We start from the raw sequence: 11,860 nt of genomic DNA, 5'->3' as shown, positions 1-11,860 counted from the left end.
GAGAAATACCATGTCGACGGTTTGCGCGTCGACATGGTATTTCTCGGCCCAGAACAGCGCATTGTTGACCAGGAACGACACCACCTCGCGGCGGCCGAAATTGTAGATCGCGGTGTTCCAGTCGGGATGAAAACCCTTGCGCGGATCGGCATGTTCATAGAGCGCGGTGCCATCGAAATTGGCCAGGCCATGCGCGTCGACCGGGAAATGTGCCGGCACCCAGTCGAGGATGACGCCGACGCCGGCGCGGTGGGCGCCATCGACGAAACGGGCAAAGCCGTCCGGGTCGCCAAAGCGGGCCGATGGCGCGTAAAGGCCGGTCGTCTGGTAGCCCCAGGACGGGTCGTAGGGATGTTCAGAGATCGGCATGAATTCGATGTGGGTGAAACCGGTCTCAACCACATAGGGGATCAGCCGGTCGGCCAACTCGTCCCATGACAGGAACGTTCCGTCGTCGCGAAGCTGCCAGGAGCCGGCATGGACCTCGTAGATCGAGATGGCTTCTCGCCGGTGATCGGCATTGCGCCAGAAATTGCGATGCGCCTCGTCGCCCCACTCGTGCGCCGGCGGCACCGCCACGACCGAAGCAGTAGCCGGACGCAGTTCGGATTTGAAGGCGAACGGGTCGGCCTTCAGCGGCAGCCTCACACCATCGGGGCCGATGATCTCGTATTTGTAGGGTCGTCCGGCACCGATGTCGGGTATGAACAGTTCCCAGATGCCGGTGTCGCGGCGGTCTCGCATGGTGTGCCGGCGGCCGTCCCACTCGTTGAAGTCGCCGACCACCGAGACGCGCCGCGCATTGGGAGCCCAGACGGCGAAATGCACTCCGGTGGCGCCTTCGTGATCAATGACATGGGCGCCGAGCTTATCGAACAGCCTGAGATGCGAGCCTTGGGCGATGTAGTAATCGTCCATCGGGCCCAGCACCGGACCGAACGAATAGGGATCGGTCAGCCACCAGTCGCCGCCGGCGTTCCTGGCATGATAGCGCAGGGGTTGCCGCTTCTTGATCGAGAGCTTGCCTTCGAAAAAGCCGCCATCGTTGCGCCTGGACAGTTCACCCGCGATGGTGCCGGTCAGCGTGTAGGCGGTGACGAATTCGGCATTCGGAACAAAGCACCGGGCATACAGGCTCTTGCCGACCTCATGGACACCAAGGACGGCGAAGGGATCTCCGTGCGTGCCGGCAACAATCGCCGCAACATCGCCGGCTGGCGCCAGTCCATCCGGCCCGCTTGTCGCAGCGGTCGCGCGCGGCTTCTTCATCAGGCAGTGTCCCTCCCCGGGCACCAAGTGTTTGTTTCTAGTGATGTAAATCCAACATTCAAATTCACATCACCGGGACCACATTGTTTGCGGCCTCATGCAATCACATCAGACAGGCACGTTCCAGATTTCTTTCGCATATTGGCGGATCGTGCGATCGGAGGAGAACCAGCCGACACGCGCAACGTTGCGGATTGCCCGGGCGTACCAGTCGGGACTGTTGCGCCAGACCGCATCGACCTCACGCTGGGCGGCGGCATAGGCATCGAAATCGGCGGCAACCATGAACCAGTCGCTGTTGTAGAGACCGTTGATGAGATCGCGGTAACGCTCCGGATCGTCCGGCGAGAAGACGCCTGACGAAACAGCCGCAACCGCTTGCGCCAGCTCAGGCGAGCCTTCGATGACGGCGCGCGGATCGTAGCCGTTGTTGCGCCGCTCGGCGACCTCGGCGGTGGTCAGGCCGAAGATGAAGATGTTGTCGTCGCCGACGCATTCCTTGATCTCGACATTGGCACCGTCGAGCGTGCCGATGGTCAGCGCACCGTTCAGCGCGAACTTCATGTTGCCGGTGCCCGACGCTTCCATGCCGGCGGTCGAGATCTGTTCGGACAGATCGGCGGCCGGCATCATGATCTCGGCAAGGCTGACATTGTAGTTCGGCACGAACACCACCTTCAGCAGACCGCGCACGGCCGGATCGCGGTTGATGACCTTGGCGACATCGTTGGCGAGTTTGATGATCAGCTTGGCATTGTGGTAGCTGGGCGCCGCCTTGCCGCCGAAGAATTTCACGCGCGGCATCCAGTCGCGCTCGGGATGCGAGCGGATCTGGTCGTAGAGGGCAATCGCCTCGAGGATATTCAGAAGCTGGCGCTTGTATTCATGGATACGCTTGATCTGGATGTCGAAAAGCGCCGAGGGATCGACCTTGATGCCGAGCCGGTCGGCGACGAGGTTGGCCAGCCGCGCCTTGTTGGCTCGCTTGACGGCGGCGAACTTGTCGCGAAAGGCGGCATCGCCGGCGAAACCGTCGAGATCCTTGATGGCGTCGATGTCATCGAGAAAGCGGTCGCCGATCGCCTCGCGGGCAAGCGACGTCAGCCCGGGATTACACTGGATCAGCCAGCGCCGCGGCGTGATGCCGTTGGTCTTGTTGTTGATGCGATCGGGATAGAGCTTGTGCAGATCGGCGAACACCGTCTCCTTCATCAGGTCGGTGTGAAGCGCCGAAACGCCGTTGATCGAGTGCGAACCGACAAAGGCCAGATTGCCCATGCGCACCCGGCGGTCGCCATTTTCCTGGATCAGCGAGATGCGGCCGATCTGCTCGTCCGAGAACTGGTTGGACGCACGCGCCTCCAGAAGCACTTCAGCGTTGATGGCATAGACGATCTGCATGTGGCGCGGCAAAAGCCGCTCGAACAGCGGCACCGGCCAGCTTTCCAGTGCCTCGGGCAGCAGCGTGTGGTTGGTGTAGCCGAAGGTGCGCTGGGTGATGTCCCAGGCCTGATCGAAGTCCATGCCGTGGACGTCCATCAACAGGCGCATCAACTCCGGCACAGCGATGGCCGGATGGGTGTCGTTCAGGTGGATCGCAGCCTTGTCGGGCAAGGACTTCAGGTCGCCATATTGGCTGAGATGGCGCTGAACGATGTCCTGCAGCGATGCGGTGGAGAAGAAATATTCCTGCCGAAGCCGCAGTTCCTGCCCGGCCTTGTGGGAATCGGCGGGATAGAGCACGCGCGACAAGGCATCGGCCTTGTTGCTTTCGGCGAGCGCGCCGATGTGGTCGCCGGCATTGAACTTGTCGAGCAGGATCGGATCGACCGGCATGCCCGACCAGAGCCGCAGCGTGTTGACGCGGTTGGCCCGCCAGCCGACGACGGGCGTATCATAGGCGACGGCCAGCACATGCTCGGTCGGCTTCCAGACATGGCGTTCGAGGCGTCCGTCCTTGGAGGTGATCGATTCCACCGAACCGCCGAAACCGACCTCGAACGAGCGCTCACGGCGTTCGAATTCCCACGGGTTGCCGTGATCGAGCCAGGTTTCAGGCAATTCGACCTGCCAGCCGTCGTGAATCTCCTGGCGGAACATGCCGTTGGCATAGCGGATGCCGTAGCCATGCGCGGGAATGTCGACGGTCGCCATGCTTTCCATGAAGCAGGCCGCAAGCCGCCCGAGGCCGCCATTGCCAAGTGCGGCATCCGGCTCGAGTGCGGCGATGAGATCGAGATCGACGCCCAGGGACGACAGGGCCTCGCGCATGTTGTCCATCAGGCCGAGATTGGAGAAGGCGTCGCGCATCAGGCGGCCGATGAGGAACTCCAGAGACAGATAATAGACGCGTTTTTCCTTCTGATCGTACGCCTCCTTCGTCGCCTGCATCCAGCGATCGACGATCCGGTCGCGCACGACCTTGATCGAGGCGGTCAGCCAGTCGTACTGGGTCGCAACGGCGGTATCCTTGCCGACCCGGTATTTGAGGGCCACCAAGACTTCACGTGCGAGTGTCTTGGGATCAGGATTTTCGAGCAGTGGAGGAAGGGGTTCGGATGTCATCGCGCTCGTCATGATGCCTCTCGTGCGGTTGCCATGATCATACCGGCTTTCATCGCTCCTCCCAGCCCATGCTAGCTGATACCGCTATATATTCAATCGATTTAAACATGCCCGAACCGGCATGCCCCCTGCGGCAATTTGGCAATTCGCAAGTGTGACGCGCCAAGACGGTCGCGCGACGCGCTTCAAATTCCTGTTCCGTGCCTGCCGTGCCGCCAACCCTCCAGCACTTGGGCGACATGTATCAGGCCGCCAGCGCTGCCTCGGGCGGAACCTTTGCTCCGGTCATGAAGGCCACGGCATCGGACATCGTATATTGCTTGGGATCGATGACGCAGAGGCGACGGCCGAGCCGGTGGATGTGAATGCGGTCGGCCACTTCGAACACATGCGGCATGTTGTGCGAGATCAGCACGATCGGCAGGCCGCGCTTCTTGACGTCGAGGATCAACTCGAGCACGCGGCGGCTTTCCTTGACGCCAAGGGCGGCCGTCGGCTCGTCCATGATCACCACACGACTGCCGAAGGCGGCCGCGCGCGCCACCGCAACGCCCTGCCTCTGGCCCCCCGAGAGCGTTTCCACAGCCTGGCTGATGTTCTGGATGGTCATCAGGCCAAGCTCGGTAAGCTTGTCGCGGGCGCGCTTTTCCATCGCCGGACGGTCGAGCATACGCAGCCAATCGCCCAGAAAACCCGGTTTGCGGATCTCGCGGCCAAGGAACATGTTATCGGCGATCGAGAGCGCCGGCGACAGTGCCAGATTCTGGTAGACGGTCTCGATGCCGGCTTCGCGTGCCTCCATCGGCGATTTAAAGGCGACGGGTTTGCCTTCAAGCCGGATCTCGCCTTCGTCGGGCACGGCCGCGCCGGAAATCGCCTTGATGAGCGACGACTTGCCGGCGCCGTTGTCGCCGATGACGGCGAGGATTTCGCCGGGATAAAGGTCGAAGTCGGCATTGTCGAGGGCGGTGACACGGCCATAGCGCTTGATCAGGCCACGCGCGGTGAGGATGGGCTCCTGGGTCATGGTCATGCCGACACCTTTCTGATCCATTGGTCGACTGCCACGGCGCCGATGATCAGCACACCGGTGAGCAGCACCTTCCATTGCGGATCGGCGCCCAGCATGTTGAGGCCCATGGAAACGACGCCGACGATCATCGCGCCGAACAGCGTGCCCAGGATGGAGCCGCGTCCGCCGAAGAGGGAAATACCGCCGATCACCGTCGCGGTGATGGCCTGCAGATTGTAGTCGGTGACGGCAGCCGACGGCGAGATCGAGCCGTTGCGGCCAATGGAGACCCAGGCCGCGAAAGCGGCGATCAGGCCGGCCAAGGTGTAGACCGTCATCAACACCTTCTTGGTCTGGATGCCCGACAGCTTCGCCGCCTCCTGGTCATCGCCAACGGCGTAGACATGGCGGCCCCACGCCGTGTGATTGAGCACGTACCAGAGGATCATCACGAGCAGGACCGTGGCAATGACGCCGAGCGTCAGCACCGCAGTGCCGACCTTGAAGCTGATGGCAAAGAGATGCAGCAGCGGCGCCTGGGTATCGACGTCGGTGTCGCGGATCGTCTCGTTGGCCGAATAGATGAAGTTCGTGGCCATGACGATGTTCCAGGTGCCAAGCGTCACGATGAAGGGTGGTAGCTTCATGTAGGCGACAAGCACCCCGTTGAGCAGCCCGCAGGCGGCGCCGGCGGCAAGCCCGATCGCCACTGCGAGCGCGCTCGGCATGCCGTAGGAGACCGCGCAATTGCCCATGATCACCGCTGAAATCACCATGATCACACCAATCGACAGGTCGATGCCTGCGGTCAGGATGACCAATGTCTGCGCAGCCCCCAGAATGCCGATGATGGCGATCTGCTGCAGGATAAGCGTCAGCGTGTAGGACGAAAAGAAACGCCCACCGATGGTGATGCCGAAGACGATGATCGCCAGAACCAGGACGATCAGCGGCACCGCGGCCGGCGTCGAATGCAAGAAATGCTGGATACGCTTGACGGCCGATTTGTGCTCGTCAAAAGCAGCAACGCTGGTGTCGCTGCTCGAGAGAACCTTCTCGAATTCCTGAGCTTGAGCCATGTTTTCTCCCCGTAGGCTTCAGCCAAACGCCGACGCCAGTCCACGCCTTTCCGGTCTGCTGCCGGGATTGTTCGCGGTCACGCGAGCCATCGTCCACCCGAAGCAGCCGGGGATCAAGCCCCGACCGCTCAGGTTCCTTGGATGCCGGTCAGAACGGCATCAGCCCCAGCACTTGGCGAGGCCTTCCTTGGTGTCGATGGACTTGACGCCGGTGGCCGGCTTGTCGGTCACCAGGTTGACGCCGGTGTCGAAGAAGTTCTTGCCTTCGGTCGGCTTCGGCTTGGTTCCGTCCTTGGCAAAAGCGGCGATCGCCTCGATGCCGAGTGCAGCCATCTGCAGCGGGTATTGCTGCGAAGTGGCGCCGATGACACCTTCGGCCACCGACTTCACGCCGGGGCAGCCGCCGTCGACGGAAACGATCAGCACCTGGCTTTCGAGGCCGACAGCCTTGAGCGCCTGGTAGGCGCCGACAGCGGCGGGCTCGTTGATGGTGTGGATGACGTTGATGGTGTTGTCCTTCTGCAGGAGGTTCTCCATCGCCTTGCGGCCGCCCTCTTCGTTGCCGTTGGTGACGTCATGGCCGACGATGCGCGGATCGGTCTCGTCGCCGATCTTGTTGGGATCTTTTACATCGATGCCGTAGCCCATCATGAAGCCTTGGTCGCGCAGCACGTCGACAGTCGGCTGCGAAGGCGTCAGGTCAAGGAAGCCGATCTTGGCGTCCTTGGCCTTGTCGCCGAGCGTGGCGGCGGCCCAGGCCCCGATCAGCTTGCCTGCTTCGAGATTGTCCGTCGCGAAGGTCGCATCGGCGGCGTCGATCGGATCGAGCGGCGTGTCGAGCGCGATCACCAGCAGGCCGGCATCACGCGCTTTCTTCACGGTCGGCACGATGCCCTTGGTGTCGGATGCGGTGATCAGGATACCCTTGGCGCCATCGGCGATGCAGCTTTCGATCGCCGCGACCTGGCTCTCGCTGTCGCCGTCGATCTTGCCGGCATAGGTCTTGAGGTCGACGCCGAGTTCCTTGGCCTTCGCGGTCGCGCCTTCCTTCATCTTGACGAAGAAGGGATTGGTGTCGGTCTTGGTGATCAGGCAGGCGCCGACACCGGCCGCGGATGCGGACGAGGCAAACGCCATCAGCCCCAGAGCCGCGGCGGCAAACACGGTCGATTTCAACAATTTTGTATTGGTCACGATTTTCCTCCCAGTGGAACCATTCCGATGCCGGCCAACCGGCACCTGCAGCGCATCCAACGAAATTCTCCCAGCGTGGACGCTGCCTTAACAGACACCAGGCCGAAGCCCGTGTCAATAATTAAATCACTCTTATTTATTATTGACAGCATTGCTTCGTTCACCCATTCTGGCCCAAAAGCATTGAGGGGAAACGACGGGAGGAACAGGGTGGAAACGGCCATTGCGAGGCACGGTTCGCCCGAGGTGAATGACAGTCTCATTCACCGCGGCACCAACCAGAGCGGCATGCGCGACCACAATGAGCGGTTGGTGCTGTCGCTGGTGCGTCAACACGGCAGCCTGGCAAAATCCGACATCGCCCGCATGACCGGACTTTCGGCGCAGACGGTTTCCGTCATCATGCGCGAGCTGGAGGAAGAAAGCCTCCTGCTGCGTCAGGCGCCGTTGCGCGGCAAGATCGGCCAGCCTTCCATCCCGATGGCGCTCAATCCCGAAGGCGCTTTCTTCATCGGCCTGAAGATCGGCCGCCGCAGCGCTGAACTGGTGTTGATCGACTTCCTTGGCAATGTCCGTTCGATGCTACAGCATTCCTATCGCTACCCGGCGCCGCGCGAGACGGTGGACTTCGTCAGCAACGGCATGCGGCAGATGCGCGGCGAGCTGACGCCCGCGCAAGACAAGCGCATCGCCGGGCTGGGCATCGCCATGCCGTTCGAATTGTGGAACTGGGCCGATACCGCCGGCGCCCCGCGCGACGTGATGGACGAATGGCGTCACCGCGACATCAGGGCCGACATCCAGGCGCAATGCGATTTTCCGGTCTATTTGCAGAACGACGCCACGTCGGCCTGCGGCGCCGAACTCGTCTTCGGGCAGGCGGGCGCTGCGCGTGACTTCGTCTATTTCTATATCGGCGCCTTTGCCGGTGGCGGCATTGTGCTGAACGGCCGGCTTTTCGGCGGCCCGACCGGCAATGCCGGAGCGCTCGGCTCCATGCCCGTGCCCGGGCCGGACGGCAAGCCGACCCAACTGATCGATGTCGCTTCCATCGCCATGCTCGAAAAGGCGCTCAATGCGCGCGGCATCGAGGCCTCGCATCTGTGGACCTCGCCGGACGACTGGGGCGAGATCGGACCCGAACTCGACGGCTGGATCGCCAGCGCCTCAAGGGCGCTCGCTTACGCCATCGTCGCCGCATCCTCGATCATCGATTTCGAAGCGGCGGTGATCGACGGCTGGATGCCGAAGGCGGTGCGCCGCCAGCTGGTCGACGCCATCATTGCGGCAATCGCCACGATCGACGGCGAAGGCTTGAAGCTGCCCGCCATTCGCGAGGGAACCGTCGGTATCCATGCCCGGGCGCTCGGCGGCGCCAGCCTGCCACTTTCCGAACGCTTCCTGATCGGCTCGACGACGATTTCCAGGAGCGCCTGATGCTGATCGGAATCCCGGCGCTGCTCGGTCCGGAGCTTCTGGCGATCCTGCGCGGCATGGGCCATGGCGACGAAATCGCCCTTGTCGACGGAAACTATCCGGCGGAACAGCAGGCAACCCGACTGGTACGCGCCGATGGCCACCCTCTTATCCCGGTACTCGATGCGATATTGAGTGTCCTGCCTGTCGATGACGCCGTGCCGGAGGCGCTGTTTCGCGCCTCGGTCCGAGGCGATCCCTCGCTTGCCGATCCTGTCCATCATGAGATCGAAGCGATCTGCGCCAAACGGGCGCCAGGCCGCAAGGTGGTTGCGCTGGCCGGCGCCGACTTCTATGCACGGGTCAAATCGGCGCATGCCATCGTCGCGACAAGCGAGCCGCGGCTCTACGCCAACATCATCATACGCAAGGGCGTGATCTATCCGCCGGAGACCAAGAAGCCATGATCCTCTGCTGCGGCGAAGCCCTGATCGACATGCTGCCGCGCACGACGACAGCGGGCGAGCCGGCCTTTGCGCCTTATGTCGGCGGCGCCGTATTCAACACGGCAATCGCACTTGGCCGGCTCGGCGCGCCGGCCGGCTTCTTTTCCGGCCTGTCGTCGGATCTGTTCGGCGGCCAATTCCGGGATGCGCTTGGGGCGAGCAAGGTCAGTTCCACCTATGCACACACCTCGCCACGGCCAACCACGCTGGCCTTCGTCAAGCTCACCAACGGCCAGGCGACGTACACTTTCTATGACGAGAACACCGCCGGACGCATGCTGACGATCGACGATTTGCCGCAGCTCGGCAACGAGATCGAAGCCATGCTGTTCGGCGCCATCAGCCTGATTTCCGAGCCGGCCGGCAGTGCCTATGAAGAGTTCATGCGGCGCGAGCATGAAAGCCGCGTCATGATGCTCGACCCCAACATCCGGCCGAACTTCATCCCGGACAAGCCCAAGCACCTCAAGCGCATTCGCACCATGATGGCGATGGCCGACATCGTGAAACTGTCGGACGAAGACCTGAACTGGTTCGGCGAAGCCGGCTCGCATGAGGATGTCATCCGCAACTGGCTGGACCGCGGCCCGAAGCTGATCGTCGTCACCCATGGCGGCGAAGGCGCGATCGGCTACAGCAAGGAGCACGCCGTCACGGTGATGCCCGAAAGGGTCGAGGTGGCGGACACGGTCGGCGCCGGCGACACGTTCAACGCCGGCATCCTCGCCTCGCTGCACGAGCAAGGCCTGCTGACGAAGGCGGCGATTTCCGGACTGTCGGAAGACGCCATCCATAAGGCGCTGGCGCTCGGCGCGAAGGCGGCGGCAGTGACCGTGTCGCGGGCCGGCGCCAATCCACCCTGGCGACATGAAATCGCCTGAGCAACGCTCAACATAAGTTGAGCCCAATCGATCACTTTATGTTTCGCAGGGGCTCTTTCCAAGGCTATAAGGGCGGGATGGCGCCCGACGAAGCCCGGATTTCCGGCATCTGACTGACATTCGCCGGGAAAACTGGTAACGGACTGCGACACTTCCGCAATTTAGGGCTCCGCCTGCCCGGCTTTCTCGGCAAGCGCAACTCTGGTACCAGCGGCCGATTATCTGGCTAACCCATTTTGAGGCCGACATGCAGTTCATCGATCTTGGCGCGCAGCGCGAACGAATCCGCGACCGGCTGAAGGCCGCGATCGACCGTGTCGTTGACGAGGGCCGCTATATTCTTGGCCCGCAAGTCACCGAATTCGAGAACAAGCTTGCCGCCTATATCGGTACCAAGCATGTCGTGGCCTGCGCCAACGGCACCGACGCGCTGCTGTTGCCGCTGTTTGCAGCCGGCGTCGGCCCGGGTGACGCGGTGTTCGTGCCGAGCTTCACGTTCGCCGCCACCGCCGAAGTGGTGGCGCTGGCCAAGGCCGCGCCGGTGTTCGTCGATGTCGACCCGCACAGCTACAACATCGACATTGCCAGCCTCGAAGCGGCCATTGCCATGATCAAGAAGGAAGGAAGGCTGAAGCCGAAGGCAATCATTCCCGTCGATCTGTTTGGCCTTGCCGCCGATTACGAGGCGATCATGGCGATCGCCAACCGCGAAGGCCTGATGGTGATCGAGGATGCCGCCCAGTCGATGGGCGGTTCGCTCGACGGCAAGATGTGCGGCTCCTTCGGTGCGGTCGGCTCGACCAGCTTCTATCCGGCAAAACCGCTTGGCTGCTACGGCGACGGCGGCGCGATGTTCACCAATGACGATGCGCTGGCCGAACAGCTTCGCTCGTTCGCCTTTCATGGCAAGGGCGAGACGCAGTACGACAATGTCCGCGTCGGAATCAATTCGCGGCTCGACACGATACAGGCGGCGATCCTCATCGAGAAGCTGGCCATTCTCGAAGACGAGATGGTCGCCCGGCAGGTCGTGGCACAGCGCTATGCCGATGGGCTTGGCGACGTCGTTACCGCCGCCCGCAATCTGGACGGCAGCCGTTCGGCCTGGGCGCAATACGCCATCGAGACGCCGAAGCGCGACGGGCTGAGGGCGCATCTCGGCGAAAAGGGCATTCCGTCTGTCATCTACTATGTGAAGCCGCTGCATGCCCAGGTCGCTTATCGCGATTATCCGCGCACGCCGACCGGCCTTGCCGTTTCGGAAGACCTGCCGAAGCGGATCCTGTGCCTGCCGATGCACCCTTATCTCAGCGAAGCCGACCAGGACCGCATCATCGAGACGATCCGCAACTATATAGGCTCGAATTCGGCGCAGGCAGCGGCCGAGTAAGCTACCGGGCCTTCTCAGGCGGGGCTGACCCCTGCCCCGCCGCTGGCAATGAAATGCGGATTGGCGAAATCCTCGTCGTCGCTTTGCCGGCGCTTCCCATAGACCAGAGGCTGGCCATCGAGCGTGCGCGTCATGCCACCGGCGGCGCGCAGGATGGCGTCGCCTGCCGCCGTGTCCCATTCCATGGTGCGGCCGAAGCGCGGATAGACATCAGCCTCGGCACTGGCGAGAAGGCAGAATTTCAAGGACGAACCGACCGAGACGATTTCGGCGGCACCAAGGTCGCGAATATAGGCCTCGGTTTCCGGCGTGTTGTGGGAACGGCTGGCGACGACGGCCAGAGGCGCCACGGCCCTTCTCACCGAGATCGGCCGGCGGCCGACGATCTGGTAGCCGCCATCGATTTCGAGAGATTCCGCCCTTCCCGGCAGGCCGGAAAAGAAGCGGCCCGCGCAGGGCGCAAAGACGACGCCGACTTCCGGCACGCCATCGCGAACCAGCGCTATGTTGACGGTGAAATCGGTGCGGCGGTTGACGAATTCCTTGGT

General features: G+C 62.6%; 10 protein-coding genes. 4 read left to right on the top strand and 6 right to left on the bottom strand.

The features are described from left to right. The 5 genes from ENZ74_RS07970 to ENZ74_RS07950 all read right to left on the bottom strand — a co-directional run. A partial coding sequence (locus ENZ74_RS07970) for an alpha-amylase family glycosyl hydrolase (protein WP_245470938.1) occupies positions 1-1,269 on the bottom strand: 1,269 nt, incomplete at its 3' end. 108 nt (positions 1,270-1,377) lie between these two features. Then, positions 1,378-3,846 (bottom strand): glycogen/starch/alpha-glucan phosphorylase, encoded by a 2,469-nt coding sequence (locus tag ENZ74_RS07965; RefSeq protein ID WP_013532701.1) that lies wholly within the window; start codon positions 3,844-3,846, stop codon positions 1,378-1,380. A gap of 232 nt (positions 3,847-4,078) precedes the next feature. Then, the gene (locus ENZ74_RS07960) at positions 4,079-4,861 is read right to left on the bottom strand and encodes an ATP-binding cassette domain-containing protein (RefSeq protein ID WP_023760533.1); all 783 of its coding nucleotides are present in this window, start codon (positions 4,859-4,861) and stop codon (positions 4,079-4,081) included. 2 nt (positions 4,862-4,863) lie between these two features. Next, positions 4,864-5,925, bottom strand: coding sequence for an ABC transporter permease (locus tag ENZ74_RS07955; protein WP_013532703.1), 1,062 nt, complete (start codon positions 5,923-5,925; stop codon positions 4,864-4,866). Positions 5,926-6,084: 159 nt separating this feature from the next. After that, complete coding sequence (locus ENZ74_RS07950) at positions 6,085-7,101, bottom strand: sugar ABC transporter substrate-binding protein (protein WP_024503693.1); 1,017 nt, start codon at positions 7,099-7,101, stop codon at positions 6,085-6,087. A 228-nt stretch (positions 7,102-7,329) separates the two neighbouring features. On the opposite strand from ENZ74_RS07950, the gene ENZ74_RS07945 reads away from it, so the two are divergent. From ENZ74_RS07945 to ENZ74_RS07930, 4 genes are all read left to right on the top strand, one after another. After that, positions 7,330-8,556 (top strand): ROK family protein, encoded by a 1,227-nt coding sequence (locus ENZ74_RS07945; protein WP_013532705.1) that lies wholly within the window; start codon positions 7,330-7,332, stop codon positions 8,554-8,556. Then, on the top strand, positions 8,556-9,002 hold the full coding sequence (locus ENZ74_RS07940) for an RbsD/FucU domain-containing protein (protein WP_013532706.1): 447 nt from the start codon (positions 8,556-8,558) through the stop codon (positions 9,000-9,002). The genes ENZ74_RS07945 and ENZ74_RS07940 overlap by 1 nt, the downstream gene beginning before the upstream one ends. After that, the gene (locus ENZ74_RS07935) at positions 8,999-9,922 is read left to right on the top strand and encodes a carbohydrate kinase (RefSeq protein WP_013532707.1); all 924 of its coding nucleotides are present in this window, start codon (positions 8,999-9,001) and stop codon (positions 9,920-9,922) included. The genes ENZ74_RS07940 and ENZ74_RS07935 overlap by 4 nt, the downstream gene beginning before the upstream one ends. Before the next feature lie 247 nt (positions 9,923-10,169). Then, the gene (locus ENZ74_RS07930; protein ID WP_013532708.1) at positions 10,170-11,312 is read left to right on the top strand and encodes a DegT/DnrJ/EryC1/StrS aminotransferase family protein; all 1,143 of its coding nucleotides are present in this window, start codon (positions 10,170-10,172) and stop codon (positions 11,310-11,312) included. Between the two features lie 14 nt (positions 11,313-11,326). Here ENZ74_RS07930 and ENZ74_RS07925 read toward each other — a convergent pair. Next, positions 11,327-11,860: inositol monophosphatase family protein (locus tag ENZ74_RS07925; RefSeq protein WP_281059701.1), on the bottom strand; the 534-nt coding region annotated here is incomplete at its 5' end.

Source organism: Mesorhizobium sp. M7A.F.Ca.CA.002.15.2.1, assembly GCF_003998715.1.
GTDB classification, from domain to species: domain Bacteria; phylum Pseudomonadota; class Alphaproteobacteria; order Rhizobiales; family Rhizobiaceae; genus Mesorhizobium; species Mesorhizobium ciceri.
Note: the sequence above shows the minus strand (reverse complement) of the source record. Positions and strands in the feature narration are given on the sequence as shown.